This window comes from Mycobacterium sp. KBS0706 (assembly GCF_005938675.2).
Taxonomy (GTDB): domain Bacteria; phylum Pseudomonadota; class Alphaproteobacteria; order DSM-16000; family Inquilinaceae; genus Inquilinus.
The window spans coordinates 1-15,533 of the sequence record NZ_VCCH02000133.1 but is presented as its reverse complement, the minus strand read 5'-3'; the positions used below and the strand labels follow the sequence as shown (position 1 = coordinate 15,533).

Annotated in this window: 14 protein-coding genes and 1 riboswitch; of the genes, 5 read left to right on the top strand and 9 right to left on the bottom strand. The window is 69.4% G+C overall.

Annotated features, from left to right (window positions below; all coding sequences use genetic code 11):
- Positions 1-42: 42 nt before the first annotated feature.
- Entirely contained in the window at positions 43-528 is a 486-nt protein-coding gene (locus FFK22_RS37685) for an Lrp/AsnC family transcriptional regulator (protein ID WP_138892598.1), read from the bottom strand.
- A 29-nt stretch (positions 529-557) separates the two neighbouring features.
- On the bottom strand, positions 558-1,280 hold the full coding sequence (locus FFK22_RS37680; protein WP_138892599.1) for a haloacid dehalogenase type II: 723 nt from the start codon (positions 1,278-1,280) through the stop codon (positions 558-560).
- Between the two features lie 200 nt (positions 1,281-1,480).
- Positions 1,481-1,693, top strand: a riboswitch (cobalamin riboswitch).
- Positions 1,694-1,811: 118 nt separating this feature from the next.
- Between FFK22_RS37680 and FFK22_RS37675 the strand changes: the two genes are divergently transcribed.
- From FFK22_RS37675 to FFK22_RS37665, 3 genes are read left to right on the top strand one after another with little or no spacing between them, the layout of a single operon-like run.
- Positions 1,812-3,062, top strand: coding sequence for an aromatic ring-hydroxylating dioxygenase subunit alpha (locus FFK22_RS37675; protein ID WP_138892600.1), 1,251 nt, complete (start codon positions 1,812-1,814; stop codon positions 3,060-3,062).
- A gap of 12 nt (positions 3,063-3,074) precedes the next feature.
- Complete coding sequence (locus tag FFK22_RS37670) at positions 3,075-4,148, top strand: hybrid-cluster NAD(P)-dependent oxidoreductase (RefSeq protein ID WP_221939158.1); 1,074 nt, start codon at positions 3,075-3,077, stop codon at positions 4,146-4,148.
- Positions 4,149-4,197: 49 nt separating this feature from the next.
- Positions 4,198-4,383: a hypothetical protein gene (locus tag FFK22_RS37665; RefSeq protein WP_221939157.1), complete on the top strand. Its 186-nt coding sequence runs from the start codon at positions 4,198-4,200 to the stop codon at positions 4,381-4,383.
- Between the two features lie 19 nt (positions 4,384-4,402).
- Here the strand turns inward: FFK22_RS37665 and FFK22_RS37660 are convergent, their stop codons facing one another.
- The 6 genes from FFK22_RS37660 to FFK22_RS37635 all read right to left on the bottom strand — a co-directional run bounded on the left by FFK22_RS37660 (position 4,403) and on the right by FFK22_RS37635 (position 10,713).
- The gene (locus tag FFK22_RS37660) at positions 4,403-4,984 is read right to left on the bottom strand and encodes an NAD(P)H-dependent oxidoreductase (RefSeq protein WP_138892601.1); all 582 of its coding nucleotides are present in this window, start codon (positions 4,982-4,984) and stop codon (positions 4,403-4,405) included.
- Between the two features lie 293 nt (positions 4,985-5,277).
- A complete protein-coding gene (locus FFK22_RS37655) occupies positions 5,278-6,684 on the bottom strand; it encodes an FAD-binding oxidoreductase (protein WP_138892602.1) in 1,407 nt (468 codons plus the stop codon).
- Positions 6,681-8,009 carry a cytosine deaminase gene (locus FFK22_RS37650; protein ID WP_138892603.1) on the bottom strand — a complete coding sequence of 443 codons (1,329 nt, stop codon included), beginning with the start codon at positions 8,007-8,009 and terminating at the stop codon, positions 6,681-6,683. The genes FFK22_RS37655 and FFK22_RS37650 overlap by 4 nt, the downstream gene beginning before the upstream one ends.
- Position 8,010: 1 nt before the next feature.
- Complete coding sequence (locus FFK22_RS37645; RefSeq protein WP_138892604.1) at positions 8,011-8,868, bottom strand: ABC transporter permease; 858 nt, start codon at positions 8,866-8,868, stop codon at positions 8,011-8,013.
- Complete coding sequence (locus tag FFK22_RS37640; RefSeq protein WP_138892615.1) at positions 8,865-9,656, bottom strand: ABC transporter ATP-binding protein; 792 nt, start codon at positions 9,654-9,656, stop codon at positions 8,865-8,867. Before FFK22_RS37640 ends, FFK22_RS37645 begins: the two co-directional genes overlap by 4 nt.
- 22 nt (positions 9,657-9,678) lie before the next feature.
- Positions 9,679-10,713 carry an ABC transporter substrate-binding protein gene (locus tag FFK22_RS37635; protein ID WP_138892605.1) on the bottom strand — a complete coding sequence of 345 codons (1,035 nt, stop codon included), beginning with the start codon at positions 10,711-10,713 and terminating at the stop codon, positions 9,679-9,681.
- A 280-nt stretch (positions 10,714-10,993) separates the two neighbouring features.
- Between FFK22_RS37635 and FFK22_RS44125 the strand changes: the two genes are divergently transcribed.
- The gene (locus FFK22_RS44125) at positions 10,994-11,386 is read left to right on the top strand and encodes a RidA family protein (RefSeq protein WP_221939155.1); all 393 of its coding nucleotides are present in this window, start codon (positions 10,994-10,996) and stop codon (positions 11,384-11,386) included.
- 10 nt (positions 11,387-11,396) lie between these two features.
- Positions 11,397-12,209 (top strand): creatininase family protein, encoded by an 813-nt coding sequence (locus FFK22_RS37625; RefSeq protein WP_138892606.1) that lies wholly within the window; start codon positions 11,397-11,399, stop codon positions 12,207-12,209.
- Positions 12,210-12,270: 61 nt separating this feature from the next.
- On the opposite strand, the gene FFK22_RS37620 is transcribed toward FFK22_RS37625, so the two are convergent.
- Positions 12,271-15,533: cadherin-like domain-containing protein (locus FFK22_RS37620; protein WP_143956926.1), on the bottom strand; the 3,263-nt coding region annotated here is incomplete at its 5' end.

Below are 15,533 nucleotides of genomic sequence, written 5' to 3'. Positions count from 1 at the left end.
CGCGAGGGGAGGGGGGACTCCGGAGAAATCGCGTCAGAAGAACTACTCTCCCCGCAGCAGCTTCTGCAGCGGGGCGGCCTGGCGCAGGATCGGGGATTTGATGACGATGTAGCTGAAGTACTTCTCGATGCCGAGGCGGCGGTCCAGCAGCGCCTCCATCACCTGCTGGTAATGGGCGATGCTGCGGGTCAGGAAGCGCAGCAGGTAGTCGTAGCCGCCGCTGACCATGTGGCACTCCAGCAGCTCCTCGACCGTGGCCAGCCCGGCCTCGAAGCGGATGAAGTCCTCGCGCCGGTGGTCGCTCAGCGTCACCTCGGTGAACACCGTCACGGTCTCGGTCAGCTTCGACAGCGCGATGCGGGCGCCGTAGCCGGCGATGTAGCCCGCAGCCTCCAGCCGCTTCACCCGCTGCAGGCAGGGGCTGGGCGACAGGCCGACGGCGTCGGCCAGCGCCGCGTTGGTGATCCGCCCGTCGGCCTGCAGCCGGGCCAGGATGGCGATGTCGATCCGGTCCAGCTTCGGCGCCATCCTTTCCCCTCGTCCGATCGGCCGCGGGGTTAGCCCCGCAGCGCTTCCTGATGAGCTTTTGCCAGTTCCGCCATGCTGGTGAAGCGGAAATCGACCTTGGGCTCGGTCGCCGGCTGCATGGTGGCGCCGAAGCCGCCCTCGGCGTGGCGGCGGTGGATCCAGCAGGTGGCCAGCCCCGCCGCCGTCGCCGGCTCGTGGTCGTGGAACAGGCTCTCCGCCGTGTGCAGGATCTCGCCCGGGGCGATGCCCAGGCCGCCCAGCTTCTCCAGCATGTAGTCGAAGTTGCGGGACGCGGGCTTGTAGCTGCCGATGTCCTCGGCGGTGAAGACGGCGTCGAACTCGACCTGCAGCCGGACGTTGCTCAAGGCGAAGCTGGCATTGTCGACATTCGAGAGGATCGCCAGCTTGTAGTACTTCTTCAGGTATTGCAGCGCGCCGGCGGTGTCGGCGAAGGCCGGCCAGTCCTTGATCGAGCGGCCATAGGCCAGCGCCTCCTCCCAGCTCGCCGCCACGCCCCATTCCTCGGCCAGGCGCTTGTAGACGATGGCCAGCAGCTCGCTGTAGCGCCGCGCCGGGGTCCAGCGCTGCTGCGCCGATTCGTGCCGGGCATGGGCTTCCAGGACCTGGTCGCGGCTCAGCGGCTGCCTGGCACGGGCGGTCAGCGGCGCCAGCGCGTTGACCATGCCGGTCTCCCAGTCGATCAGCGTGCCGTAGCAGTCGAAGGTCAGGATCTTGAAGTCGGTCAGCGTCATGGTGCGTCCTCCGGTTCCGGTCTCTCCGATTATCTGCGGTGCCGCCGGCAGGGGCTGCGCAATCATGCCAGGCGGCGGCAGACGCTGACGCAGCGCGGCCATGCCGCAGCAGAAAATGCCGAGTCGCGACCGGCCGGGACCCGTGTCGCAGCCGCGTCATGGTGTGTCGGCTCTGGAGCTTGCGGACCCGCGGAGTCGCGCCATGATCGCCGTCAAGAGGTGCCGGTCCGAGGCCGCGGAACAAGCGGCTGCGGATCGGAGAATTGGGAAGCCGGTGAAAGTCCGGCGCTGCCCCCGCAACGGTGACGGCGGTGAAGGTGCGGCAGGGGCCACTGGAGTGATCCGGGAAGGCGCCGCACCGGGCCGAGAAGCCCGCCGGAGTCCGGAAACCAGCCTCGAGGGAGTTTTGTCTCGATGATCGCGGTGGGCGGTCGGCGGGCATGTTCGCGAGAGGCCGGTCCGGTCGCCGGTCCTCGAGAGCGCGTACCCGGAAGCCACATCTGCGACCGTGCCCAGAGGAGAAGATCGGGTATGGAAGCGCGTTCGGCCATGTTGATGGATCTGCATTCCCGCGCGCCGGGCTTCAGCCTGAAGCGGGATTTTTATACCAGCCCCGCCTATCTCGCGCTGGACCTGGAGCACATCTTCTACCAGGAGTGGCTGTTCGTCGGCCACGCCTGCGAGGTGACGCGGCCGGGCGATTTCCTGACCGTGCAGATCGGCGAGTATCCGGTGATCGTGGTGCGCGGCCGCGACCGCGCCATCCGCGCCTTCCACAATGTCTGCCGCCACCGCGGCTCGCGCCTGTGCACCGACGAGCGCGGCTCGCGCCCGCGGCTGGTCTGCCCCTACCACCAGTGGACCTACGACCTCGAGGGCAAGCTGATCTTCGCCCGCGACATGATGGATGCGATCGACCCGGCGCAGTTCGGGCTGAAGCCGGTCGCCTGCCACGAGGTCGCCGGCTGGATCTTCCTGTCGCTGGCCGACGAGCCGCGCGACTTCGAGCCGCTGCGCCGGATGATCGAGCCCTATATGGCGCCGCATTTCCTGGCCGAGGCCAAGGTCGCCCACAGCTCGACCATCATCGAGAAGGGCAACTGGAAGCTGGTGATGGAGAACAACCGCGAATGCTATCACTGCTCCGGCAACCATCCGGAGCTGTGCCGCGTCTTCTCCGACCAGCCGACCCTGACCAGCGGCCAGAAGGGCATGGAGGAGAACCCCGCCATCCTCGAGCACTGGCAGAGCTGCGAGGCGATGGGCCTGCCCAGCCGCTACCAGATCTCGGACGACATGCAGTACCGGGTGATGCGGGTGCCGTTCATCAACGACGCCCATTCGATGACGATGAGCGGCCGGCCGGCCGTGAGCCGCCTGCTGGCCGACTTCCCGACAACCAAGCTCGGCTCGATGCTGCTGTACCACTACCCGAACAGCTGGAACCACCTGCTGGCCGACCACGCGCTGAGCTTCCGCATCCTGCCGATCAGCCCGACCGAAACCGAGGTCACCACCAAATGGCTGGTGCACAAGGACGCGGTCGAGGGCGTGGACTACGACCTCAAGGCCCTGACCGAGGTGTGGACCGCGACCAATGACGAGGATCGCCGCATCATCGAGGAGAACCAGCGCGGCATCCTGTCCCCGGCCTATCAGCCCGGGCCGTATTCACGGATGCATGAGGGCGCGGTGATCCAGTTCGTCGACTGGTACGCTGACACCCTCTCCCGCCGACTCGGCGGCGGCGCCGCCGCCACCCCGATCCGCGACGTGGCGTAGGGGCGGCGCGACGTGCCCGGCCCTCTGACCGCGACGCCGGCGCTGTGGAACGCGAAGACCACGCGGCTGCGCTGCATCGGCATCCGTGAGGAGGCGCCGGACGTCCGCACCTTCCGCTTCGAGGCGGAGGACGGCAGCTGGTTCTCCTACCGCCCCGGCCAGTTCGTGACGCTGGAGCTGCCGGTGGGGCCGGAGCCGGTGCTGCGCACCTACACCCTGGCCTCGACCCCGTCGCGGCCGCACCACGCCAAGATCACCGCCAAGGTGCAGCCGGGCAGCGTCGCCACCCGCTGGCTGTTCGACAAGCTCAAGGTTGGCGACGCGCTGACGGCGCATGGCCCCACCGGCCGCTTCTCGCTGCTCGACCACCCGGCCGAGCGCTACCTGTTCCTGTCGGCTGGCAGCGGCGCCACGCCGATGATGTCGATGGCGCGCTGGCTGTTCGACACCGCGCCGCAGACCGATGTGGTCTATGTCCATTTCGCCCGGCGGCCACAGGACCTGCTGTTCCGGTCGGAGCTGGGCTACATGGCCGAGGTCGCGTCCGGCCTGAGGCTGCGCTTCGCCGTCACCGGCGGGCCGGCGGGCGAGGGCTGGGCCAGCGGCCGGCTGGAACGGGCGCTGCTGTCCACCCTGTGCCCGGATCTGGCCGGGCGGACGGTGTTCTGCTGCGGCCCGGACCGGTTCATGGACGCGGCCCGGCGCCTGGCCGGCGAGCTCGGCGTGCCGGCGGCGCGCTGGCATGAGGAGAGCTTCGGCGCCACCCCGGCGCCGGTGCCGGTGGCGGCCCCGATCGCGCCGCCGCCCGAGGCGGCCGGGGAGGGGATGCAGGTCGCCTTCACCCGCTCCGGCCGCAAGGCGTCGGTGCTGCCGGGCCAGACCGTGCTGGAGGCGGCGGAAGGCTGCGGCCTGCGCATCCCGACCGCCTGCCGCCAGGGCCTCTGCGGCACCTGCCTGGTGCGCAAGCTGAAGGGCGAGGTGCGAATGGAGCACAATGGCGGCATCGCCGATGAGGAGATCGCCGAAGGCTGGATCCTCGCCTGCTGCTCCCAACCCGAGACCGCGCTGGTCGAGGTCGAGGTGTAACTGTCCTGACCTCTTTTCTGTCTAAAGGCGTGCTATCCGTATAATTTGGATGCCCATCGTCGGTGCGGTGTTTGCTATGCCCAGAGTCAGCGCTTCGGCCAACCAGTGCGACTGGCTCGAGGCCGCCGCGCAGCGCACGCATCGCACGGTCGATGCCACAGAGGTCGTCATCGAGGCCGTGGAGCGTGCGGAGATGGATCCCGAGCACGGCGCGCTCGACGAGCTGCTGAAGTAGAGCTGGTGACATTCCGCTGTCAGAGCCGCTCCGCCGCCCCGACCACCCGCGCCAGGAAGGCGTCGCGGTCGGCGTCGGTGGCGCGGTTCATGCCGTAGAGGGCGACATAGCGCACCGGCGCCCAGGGGCGGATCAGGCCGCGCAGCCAGCGCCGCACCAGCTTGCGCGGCGGGTCGCCCATCAGCAGCGACGCCCAGCGCGTGCCGCCATAGGAGACTATGGCGGTCAGGGACCGGATGTGCTGCAGGTTGGGATGGGCCCGGCCGTCGCGCATGACGAAGGACACGCCGGGCAGCATCACCCGGTCGAACCAGCCCTTCAGGATCGCCGGGAAGCCGAAATTCCAGACCGGCGCCATGATCACCAGCGCCTCGGCCCGCAGCAGGAGGTCGACATGGCTTTCGACCGGCAGGCGGTTGGCCGGCACGTCGTGATAGCGCAGCCGCTCCTCGCGCGTCAGGATCGGGTCGAAGCCCTCGGCATAGAGGTCGCAGTCGTCGACCTCGTGCCCGGCCCGGCGCAGCGCGTCGACCATCGCGCGGTGCAGCGCGGCGTGGAAGCTGGTCTCGACCGGATGCGCGAACAGCACCAGGACGCGCATCGGTCAGATCCCACCGGACGGAGAGGCCGGGGCCGCCCCCTCACCCGAAATCGCGATGCGACATTCACGTACCGCCTCTTTTGAGTCCCCCCTCCCCTTGCGGGAGGGGGGTAGGGGGAGGGGGTTCTCTCGGCTCGAACCGGCCCAGACTGTCGCAAACCCGCACGGACGGTGAGTTCGGTGCCCTGCCCATTCGCGCGCGGACGCGCGCAGACCCCTCCCCCTGCCCCCCTCCCGCAAGGGGAGGGGGGACTTCAAAAGATCCATTTCCGCGAGAAGGCGGCTGACCATCCTCACCCCGTCGCCTGCAGCCCCGGGAACAGGTAGATGCGGCCGGAATTCAAATCGTAATCCGGGTCGTCCCAGCCGATCATCTTGCCGGGGTTCAACAGGCCGCGCGGGTCGGTCTCGCGCTTGAACGCCAACTGCACCGCGTCGGTGCGCTTCATCCCGCCCTCCTCCAGCGTGTAGCGGTGCGGGTTGAAGATCAGGCAGCCATGGTCCTCATGGATGCGGATGATCTCGTCCAGCCGCTCCTCGGTGGTGAAGCGCACGATCGGCAGGCCGGAGCAGGTGACGTTGCCGTCGAAGCGGATCAGCTCGAGATGGCCCGGCACCTCGTCGCCGAAGATCCTCGTCATCTCCTCGACCAGCCGCAGATGGTCGGGGAAGGGGTACAGCACCTGCAGATAGGTGATGGTCGGGTCGATCTTGATCGCCCGCAGCGTGGTGTGGTTCCAGGTCAGCTCGTACAGCGGCGGCAGGCCCCGCTTCTCCTCGTCGGTCGCGGTGTCGGCGCGGAACAGCACCTCGCCCTTCGACCGCTTCATGAAGGCCTCGAAGCCGCCCATGGCGAAATCGGCCACCATCAGCAGCGCCACCGACTGGTCGCGGCGGACGAATTTCTGGTGCTTCTGGAAATAGTCATGCGGCACCGGCGCGGCGACCGGCGCGATCTCCTTCAGCAGCAGCCCGTCGGCCCGGCCGATCTCCTCGCTGAAGCGGACCGCGTCCATCCAGTCGTCGAAGCCGACGACGACGTCCACCCATTCCGGCGCCGCCGTCAGCGGGATCTCGACCTCGGTGATGATGCCGTTGGTGCCGTAGGCGTGCAGCGCCTTCAAGAGGTCCTCGCCGGTCAGGTCGAGGATGCGCGGCTCCGCCTCCATCGTCACCAGCCGCACCCGCATGACGTTGCCGAGGTTGCGCAGGCCGCCCCAGCGGATCGATCCGACGCCGCCGGAGCCGCCGGCCAGGAAGCCGCCGATCGTCGCCATCCGGTAGGTCGACGGGAACAGCCGCATCTCCTGCCCGACCTTGGCCCGGGTCTGCATGTCCATCTGGGACAGCACCGCGCCGGCCTCGGCCGCCACCGCGCCGGGGCGGATGGCCGTGACCTTGTTCATCCGCGCCAGGTTCAGCACCATGCCGCCGGACAGCGGCATGGCCTGGCCGTAATTGCCGGTGCCGGCGCCGCGCGGGGTCACCGGCACGCCATGCGCATAGGCGGCCTTCAGCGCCTGCACCACCTCGGCCTCCGAGGTCGGCGAGACGACGAGGTCGCCGGTGACATGCTCCAGCTGCCGCTTCAGCACCGGCGAGTACCAGAAGAAGTCCTGGCTCTTCTGCTTCACCAGCACCGGGTCGTCGGTGACCCGCAGCCCCTCCAGGTCGCGCTTCAGCGCCGACAGATCGGTCATGCGTTCCCTCCTTCGGGTGCCAGCAGCGCGTCCAGCTCGCGATAGTCCGGCGGGGTGGTGTCGATCGCCCGGCCGGCGCGGACCACGATGCGGTCGGCCTGGGGGCGGGACAGCAGCTCGGTCCAGCTCCGGGCGCGCAGCAGCACCAGGTCGGCGCCGCCGCCCGCTCCCAGGCGGCCGAGATCCGGCCAGCCCAGCACCTCGGCGGGGGTCGCGGTCACCGCCCGCGGCCAGTCGCCGACCGGGTGGTCGAGATGCAGGATGCGGGTCGCCTGGGCGTAGACCTCGAGCGCATCGAGATCGCCATAGGCGTAGAACGGGTCGCGGGTGTTGTCGGAGGCGACCATCACCGGGATGCCGCGCGCCTTCATCTCGTGCAGCAGCGTCACCCCGCGCCAGCGTGGCGTGACCCCGGCGCGGCGGTCCTGCAGGTACATGTTGCACATCGGCAGCGACACCACGGCCAGGCCGGCCTCGGCAACCAGGTCCAGGGTGCGGTCGATCACGTCCTCCGGCTGCCGGGCCAGGGAGCAGCAATGGCCGACCAGCACCCGGCCGCGGAAACGGTGGCGGATCGCGGCCTCGGCGATCAGCGCCAGCGACCGCACCGCCGGGTCGCCGGTCTCGTCGGCATGGAAATCGAGGTCGAGGCCGTGCTCGACGGCATGGCGGAACAGCCGGTCGATCCCGGCCTCCAGCCCGGGGACCGGATAGGTCACGGCGCCGAGGATGCCGCCATGGGCGCGGACGGTCCGGCCGAGGTCGTCGAAATAGGCGTCGTCCATCAGCCGGTCGATGCCGACCAGGGCGGCGCCCTGCAGCTCGATCCGCCCGGTCCAGGCGTCGCGAAGCTCGGCGAAGACCGGCCAGGAGACGCGATGCTGCGGCGCATCGCTGTCGATATGGGTGCGGATCAGCCTGGTGCCGTGGGCGAAGGCGCAGCGCAGGCTGAACTCCATCCGCGCCTGCACATCCGCGGCCGACCAGTGCGCGGCCCGGTCCGTGCGCACGGCAGTGAGGGCGCCGTCGAAGCTGCCGTCGGAGTTGGGGCTGCGCGGCCAGATATGGCCCTTGTCGAGATGGGTGTGCGCCTCGACGAAGGCCGGCCATACCATGCCGCGGTCGAGGTCCAGCGCCGGCAGGCCCTCAGGGTCGGGGCTGCCGGCCGGGCGGATCGCCGCCAGAATGCCGCCGTCGATGGTCAGATCGGCCCGGGCCAGCCCCTCGGCGTCGGGAACCAGATCCGCACCCTCGGCCAGGCAGGCCGGGACGGTGGCGTTGGCCAGGCGATAGCGCCGGGCGTCCGGCAGGCGGGCAAAACCCATCTCAGTTCTCCCGCCGGATGGCACTTTCGTGCCAGCGTCGCAGCAGCAGATGCGACACCAGGCTGGTCAGGGCGAAGATGGCCAGGCCGGTCAGGGTGATCAGGATCAGCGCCGCGAACAGCCGCGGCACGTTCAGCCGCCGCCCGGCCTCGAGGATGCGGAAGGCTAGGCCGGACTGGGCGCCGGCCGATCCGGCCGCGAACTCCGCCACCACCGACCCGATCAGCGCCAAGCCGCCGCCGATGCGCAGGCCGGTGGCGAAATAGGGCAGCGCCGCCGGGATGCGCAGATGCAGCAGCGACTGCCAGCGCGAGGCGCCGTACAGCTCGAACAGGTTCAACAGGTTGTGGTCGGTGCTCTTCAGCCCTTGCGTCATGTTCGACAGGATCGGGAAGAAGGCGACGATGAAGGCGCAGATCAGCAGCACCGATTCGGTCGACGGCGCGTAGATGATGATCAGGGGCGCGATCGCCACGATCGGCGTCACCTGCAGCACCACGGCATAGGGGTAGAAGGCCAGCTCCAGCCAGCGCGACTGGATGAACAGGATGGCCAGCGCCACGCCGCCGACCAGCGCCGCGGCCAGGGCGGCGAAGGTGATGGTCAGAGTCACCGCGAGTGCCGAGGACAGGATCGGCCAGTCGCCGACCATGGTGGCCGCCACCTCGGTCGGCGCCGGCAGGATGTAGCGCGGCACCTGATAGGCCGTGACATACCACTGCCACAGCACGACGAAGGCGCCGAAGGCGACCACCGGGATGGCGATCCGTGCCGCCAGGTCCCGGATGCGCCCGGGTTCGGCCCGCCGGGCTTCGGCGATCGCCGCCTCGTCTTCGGTCTGGACCCCGATCTCGGTCATCGCTGCTCCGCCGCCACCATGATCGCCCGCATGAGCGCGTCCGACACGGTGCGGCAGCGCTCATTGTAGGGCGTCGACATCCGGTACTCGTTGCCGCGCGGGTAGGGGGCGTCGACCGCCACCTCCTCGATCACCCGGCCCGGCCGCGCCGCCATCACCACGATGCGGGACGACAGGTAGACGGATTCGAACACCGAATGGGTGACGAAGACGATGGTCCAGTTCTGCCCCTGCCACAGCCGCAGCAGGTCGTCGTTCAGCTTGATCCGGGTGATCTCGTCCAGCGCCGCGAAGGGCTCGTCCATCAGCAGCAGCTTCGGCCGGGTGACCAAAGCGCGGGCGATCGACACCCGCATCTTCATGCCGCCCGACAGCTCGCGCGGATAGGCGTCGGCGAAGCGGTCCAGCCCGACCATCGCCAGCGCCTCCATCACCCGGTCGCGCGCCGCCGCCCGCGACAGGCCCTTCAGCCGCAGCGGCAGCCAGACATTCTTGAACACCGTGGCCCAGGGCATCAGCGTCGGCTCCTGGAACACGAAGCCGACCTCGCCCTCGGTCGCACCGCGGCCGCCGCCCGGCCAGCGGATGGCGCCAGCGGACGGGGCGCCGAGCCCGGCGATCAGCCGCAGCGCCGTCGATTTGCCGCAGCCGGACGGGCCCAGCAGGCTGACGAATTCGCCTTCCCGGATGTCGAGCGACATGGCGGACAGGGCCAGGGTGCCGCTGGCAAAGCGCTTCGACACCCCGTCCAGCGACACCAGCACTCCGGCGGCGCCGTCCCCGGGCATGGTCAAGCCGACCGCATCCACCTCAGCCGCCGGCCAGCTTCTTGTAGAGGTCGAGGCCGACACCCTTGCAGACGAAGCGGGTGGTGAAGGCCTTGCTCACATCCAGCCCGGCCTCCAGCACCCCGGCCTTGACCATGCTGTCATAGAAGCTCTGGTATCGGTTCGCGGTCATGCAGCCGATGCCCTGGGTCTCGGCCTCGCCGGCGACGACGATATGCGCGGCCTTCAGCTGCTCCCGCCCATAGGCCAGCTGCTCATCCGTCATCTCCGGATTGTCCTTCTTGATCAGCGCGTTGGCCGCGCTGTTGTCGCCGTAGAGATAATTGTACCAGCCGGTGATCGAGGCATCGACGAAGCGCTGCACCAGGTCGGGGTTATGGTCCACCATCGCCTGCTGCGCCGCAATGGTGGTGGAATAGGCGGTGTAGCCGTTGTCGGCGAGCAGGAAGACCTTGGGCTTCCAGCCGGCCTGCTTCTCGATGTCCCGCGGCTCCGACGTCAGATAGCCCTGCTGGCCGGATTTCGGGTCGGCGATGAACGGGGCCGGGTTGAAGGTGTAGGGCTTGTACTGCTCGTCCCGGAAGCCGGGATAGGCCGATTTCAGCCAGCGGAAATAGGTGTCGTAGCCCTCGCCGGACAGGAACAGCGTGTCCAGCTTGGCCAGGTCGCCGATGGTCTCGATGCCCTGGTCGGGATGGGCCATCAGCACCTGCGGGTCCTTCTGGAAGATGGCGGCGACATTGATCACCGGCACCCCTTCCTTGACCGAGTCGAAGGCGTCCAGCGTGCCGCCCATGAAGAAGTCGATCTGGCCGGCGACGAGGCGCGCCCGATTGGCCGCCTCCGGCCCGCCCATGACGATGGTGACGTCCAGGCCGGCCTTGGCGTAGGTGCCGTCCGCCACCGCCTGGTAGTAGCCGCCATGCTCGGCCTGGGCCAGCCAGTTGGTGCCGAAGCTGACCTTGTCGGCCGCGGTGGCCGTGCCGGCCGACAGCGCGGCCGTCACCCCCGCCGTCAGGCCGAGGGCGAGAGCGAAGACCCGTCCGCAAAGTTGCATGAAGCCGATCCCTATGTCGTTTTTTATGCCGCAGCGCCAAAGACGACAGGAAGCAACGGCCGTGCCATCCGCCTCCGGTTCGAAGAGGCGCCGCGGCCGGCCGGCGATCCGCGGGATATTGGTCCCATCGGGCGGCCGGACGGCGGCGCGCCGCGGCCGACGCCCTTCCCTCCGGTGCCCAACGAATGGGCAGCCTAGTCCAGTTTTCTTGCACCCGGCAACCTTGTCACCGGGCGTGCGCAGTCCTACGGTTCCTGGCCTTTTGCGGGAGACGAATCCCTTGTCGCGCCCCATCGCCCCTGCCGGAATCCGGCCGCCCTTCGCCCGCTACAGCCATGCCGTCGAGGTGCCGGCGGGCAGCCGCCTGGTGGTCTGCTCCGGCCAGCTCGGCATCGGCCCGGACGAGGCGGTGCCGGCCACGGTCGAGGGCCAGGCCGAGCTGTGCTTCGAGAACATCCGGGCGATCCTGGCGGCGGCCGGGATGGACCTGTCGCACATCATCCGGATCAACGCCTTCGTTACCGGGCGGGAGCATCTGAAGGGCTACATGGCGGTGCGCGACCGCGTCGTCGCCGACCCGCCCCCGGCCTCGACCCTGATGATCGTCTCCGGCTTCTCCCGCCCGGAGTTCCTGGTCGAGGTGGAAGTCATCGCCGCCGGCCCCGCCGCCTGAGAGGATGCCCATGCTGCCGAAGCGCTATTGGCACGAGATGACGACGCTCGACTTCCGCGACGGCGGTGCCGAGGACTGGATCGCGGTGCAGCCGGTCTGCGCCATCGAGCAGCACGGGCCGCATCTGCCGGTCTACACCGACACCTGCATTGCCGAAGGCATGGTGCGGCGGGTGCTGGAGCTGCTGCCGGCCGACCTGCCGGTGACGTTTTTGCCGACCCAGGCGGTCGGCAAGTCGAACGAGCACATCGCCTCGCCCGGCACCCTGACCTTGTCGTGGGAGACGCTGACCCAATACCTGATCGAGATCGGCGAGAGCGTCCGGCGGGCGGGGCTGCGCAAGCTGATCCTGATCAACTCGCATGGCGGCAACGTGCCGATCCTCGACGTGGTGGCGCGCGAGCTCAGGGTCCGGCACGGCATGCTGGCGGTGCATTCGGCCTGGTCGCGCTTCGGCAATCCGGACGGGCTGTTCCCGGCGGAGGAGGCGACCTACGGCATCCATGGCGGCGACATGGAGACCTCGGTGATGCTGCATCTGCGCCCGGACCTGGTGAAGATGGAGCTGGCCGAGGATTTTCGGTCGACCCAACTGGCGTTCCTGCGCGACTTCGCGCATCTGCGAGCGCATGGCGTGTCGCAGTTCGGCTGGATGGCGCAGGACCTGAACCCCGGCGGCGCAGTCGGCAACGCCGCCAACGCCGCGGCCGAGAAGGGCCGGCAGGTGGTCGACCACCAAGCCGCCGCCTTCGTCGCCCTGTGCCAGGACGTGCACGGCTTCGACCTGGCGCGGCTGTGGCAGCCCGGGGCCCCGCCTGCCTGAAGCCGGTCGACCCCGCACCCTTGCGGATGCGGGGTCTCGCCGGGCAGCCGGGCCTGGGCTGCTACAGGACGAAGTCGGAGGCGACGAGGGTCAGGTTGCCGGAGAGCTGGATGTGGAAGTCGGAGACGCCGTCGCCATTGACGTCGCCGGCGATGGTGGTGATCCCCGGGCCGGTGTTGACGGCGCGCAGCTCGCCGGCCTGGTGGGTGTAGAGCCCGGTGCCGATGAAGGTGAAGATCTGGTCCCCGGTCAAGCCGGTGTTGGCGTCGATCGCCGACAGGTCGATCCGGTCGCCCTGGGCGTGGCTGAAGTCGGTGATCCGGTCGGCGTTCGCCCCGAGGCCAGTGTGCGAGATGTCGGAGAAGATGAAGCGGTCGGCCCCCAACCCGCCGGTCAGCACATCCTGGCCGGACCAGCCGTTCAGCGCGTTGGCCACGGTGTTGCCGGTCAGGTTGTCGGCCAGGCTGGAGCCGACCAGGTTCTCGATCCCCGTCAGGGTGTCGTCCTGGGCGTCGCCGCCGCTGCCCGCACCGGTCTGCAGGCTGATCGTGACCCCGGCGGCGGAGCCGTCATAGGTGACGAGATCGATGCCGGTACCGCCGTCGAGGGTGTCTCCTCCAGCGCCGCCACGGAGGATGTCGTCGCCTTCGTAGCCGCGCAGGACATTGGCGCCGTCATTGCCAGTGATGGTGTCCCCGGCCTTGCTGCCGTTGACATTCTCGATGCCGATATAGGTGTCGCCCTGGGCCTCGCCGCCGCTGCCCGCACCGGTCTGCAGGTTGACCGTCACCGCAGCGATGGTGCCCCAGTACGTGGCGAGATCGGTGCCGGTGCCGCCGTCGAGGGTGTCTCCTCCGGCCCCGCCACGGAGGATATCGTCGCCGTTGCCGCCGTCCAGGGTGTTGGCCGCGGCGCTGCCGGTCAGGTTGTCGGCCAGACTGGAGCCGACAAGGTTCTCGATCTCCGTCAGGATATCGCCCTGGGCGTCGCCGCCGCTGCCCGCACCGGTCTGCAGGTTGACCGCCACCGCGGCGGCGGAGCCGTCATAGGTGACGAGATCGGTGCCGGTGCCGCCGTCGAGAGTGTCTCCTCCAGCGCCGCCACGGAGGATGTCGTCGCCTTCGAAGCCGCGCAGAACATTGGCGCCGTCATTGCCGGTGATGGTGTCCCCGGCCTTGCTGCCGTGGACACTCTCGATGCCGATATAGGTGTCGCCCTGGGCCTCGCCGTCGCTGCCCGCACCGGTCTGCAGGTTGACCGTCACCGCAGCGATGGTGCCCCAGTAAGTGACGAGATCGATGCCGGTACCGCCGTCGAGGGTGTCTCCTCCGGCCCCGCCACGGAGGATGTCGTCGCCGTTGCCGCCGTCGAGGGTGTTGGCGGCAGCGCTGCCGGTCAGGTTGTCGGCCAGGCTGGAGCCGACCAGATTCTCGATTCCCGTCAGGGTGTCGCCCTGGGCCTCGCCGCCGCTGCCCGCACCGGTCTGCAGGTTGACCGTGACCCCGGCGGTGGAGCCGTCATAGGTGACGAGATCGGTGCCGGTGCCGCCGTCGAGGGTGTCTCCTCCGGCTCCGCCACGGAGGATGTCGTCGCCTTCGAAGCCGCGCAGAACATTGGCGCCGTCATTGCCGGTGATAGTGTCCCCGGCCATGCCGCCGTGGACATTCTCGATCCCGAAATAGGTGTCGCCCTGGGCGTCGCCGCCGCTGCCCGCACCGGTCAGCAGGTTGACCGCCACCGCGGCGGTGGTGCCCCAGTACGTGGCGAGATCGGTGCCGGTGCCGCCGTCGAGGGTGTCTGCTCCGGCCCCGCCACGGAGGATATCGTCGCCTGCGCCGCCGTCGAGGGTATTGGCCGCGGCGCTGCCGGTCAGGTTGTCGGCAAGGCTGGAGCCGAGCAGGTTCTCGATCTCGATCAGGGTGTCGCCCCGGGCGTCGCCGCCACTGCCCGTGCCGGTCTGCAGGTTGACCGTGACCCCGGCCGCCGAACCGGCATAGGTGGCGGTGTCGATCCCGGCGAGGCCGTCGATGTGATCGGCGCCGATGCCGCCCCTGAGCGTGTCGTTGCCGGCCGTGCCGACCAGCGTGTCGTTGGAGTCGATGCCGGAGACGGTGACCGTGACGGTCGCAATCTCGCCCCCGGCCAGGGTGTAGGTGAAGCTGTCGGTCGCCGTCGTGTTGGCGGCGCCGGAGCCCGCCGCGGGCAGGTCGTCGAAGGCGTGGTTCGGGTCATAGGCGAAGGTGCCGTCGGCGTTGAGCGTCAGATGCGCGCCGGATGCGAGCGTGATCATGACGCCGACCGCCGCCGCGCTGCCATTCACCGCCGCCACGGTGAGCGGGCTGTCCAGGTCGCTGTCTGCGCCGGAGCCGTTGTCGGCAAAGACATTGCCGGTCGTGATGGCGAGGGTCTCATCGGTCGCGAAGGCGTCGGCCTGCGCGACACCCGGATCGTCGACGGAGCCGACGCCGACATTGAAGGTGCCGGTGGTGGTGCCGCCGTTGCCGTCGGAGAGGGTGTAGGTGACGACATCTGGGCCATTGGCGTTGGCGTCGGGCGTGTAGACCAGGTCGCCATTGGCGTCGAGGGAGACGCTGCCGTGCAGGGCGGAGCCGCCGGTCAGGGTGACGGTGTCGCCGTCGATGTCGCCGGCGCCGGCCAGGATCAGGGTCTTGGCGACGGTGAGCGGGGTGTCCTCATCGGTGCTCTGGTCGGCGACACTGCCGGCGGTCGGGTCGTCGTTCACCGCGGCGACCCCGACGTTGAAGCTGCCGGTGGTGGTGCCGCCATGTCCGTCGGACAGAGTGTAGGTGACGACATCCGGGCCGTTGGCGTTGGCGTCGGGCGTATAGACCAGGTCGCCATTGGCATCGAGCGAAACGCTGCCGTGCAGGGCCGAGCCGCCGGTCAGGGTGACGGTGTCGCCGTCGATGTCGCCGGCACCGGCCAGGATCACGGTCTTGGCGACGGTGAGCGGGGTGTCCTCATTGGTGCTCTGGTCGGCGACGCTGCCGGCGGTCGGGTCGTCATTCACCGCCGCGACCCCGACGTTGAACGTGCCGGTGGTGGTGCCGCCGTTGCCGTCGGACAAGGTGTAGGTGACGACATCCGGGCCATTGGCGTTGGCATCGGGCGTGTAGACCAGGTCGCCATCGGCATTGAGCGACACGCTGCCGTGCAGGGCGGAGCCGCCGGTCAGGGTGACAGTGTCGCCGTCGATGTCGCCGGCACCGGCGAGGATCAGGGTCTTGGCGACGGTGAGCGGGGTGTCCTCATCGGTGCTCTGGTCGGCGACCGTGCCGGCGACCGGGTCGTCGTTCACCGCAC

Bases quoted from the DNA above. Each gene is read 5' to 3' on its own strand.
- FFK22_RS37650 (WP_138892603.1), bottom strand. From the start codon at position 8,009: ATGGGTTTTGCCCGCCTGCCGGACGCCCGGCGCTATCGCCTGGCCAAC.
- FFK22_RS37665 (WP_221939157.1), top strand. From the start codon at position 4,198: ATGCCCATCGTCGGTGCGGTGTTTGCTATGCCCAGAGTCAGCGCTTCG.
- FFK22_RS37680 (WP_138892599.1), bottom strand. From the start codon at position 1,280: ATGACGCTGACCGACTTCAAGATCCTGACCTTCGACTGCTACGGCACG.
- FFK22_RS37655 (WP_138892602.1), bottom strand. From the start codon at position 6,684: ATGACCGATCTGTCGGCGCTGAAGCGCGACCTGGAGGGGCTGCGGGTC.
- FFK22_RS37625 (WP_138892606.1), top strand. From the start codon at position 11,397: ATGCTGCCGAAGCGCTATTGGCACGAGATGACGACGCTCGACTTCCGC.
- FFK22_RS37685 (WP_138892598.1), bottom strand. From the start codon at position 528: ATGGCGCCGAAGCTGGACCGGATCGACATCGCCATCCTGGCCCGGCTG.
- FFK22_RS37640 (WP_138892615.1), bottom strand. From the start codon at position 9,656: ATGCCCGGGGACGGCGCCGCCGGAGTGCTGGTGTCGCTGGACGGGGTG.
- FFK22_RS37635 (WP_138892605.1), bottom strand. From the start codon at position 10,713: ATGCAACTTTGCGGACGGGTCTTCGCTCTCGCCCTCGGCCTGACGGCG.
- FFK22_RS37645 (WP_138892604.1), bottom strand. From the start codon at position 8,868: ATGACCGAGATCGGGGTCCAGACCGAAGACGAGGCGGCGATCGCCGAA.
- FFK22_RS37675 (WP_138892600.1), top strand. From the start codon at position 1,812: ATGGAAGCGCGTTCGGCCATGTTGATGGATCTGCATTCCCGCGCGCCG.
- FFK22_RS37660 (WP_138892601.1), bottom strand. From the start codon at position 4,984: ATGCGCGTCCTGGTGCTGTTCGCGCATCCGGTCGAGACCAGCTTCCAC.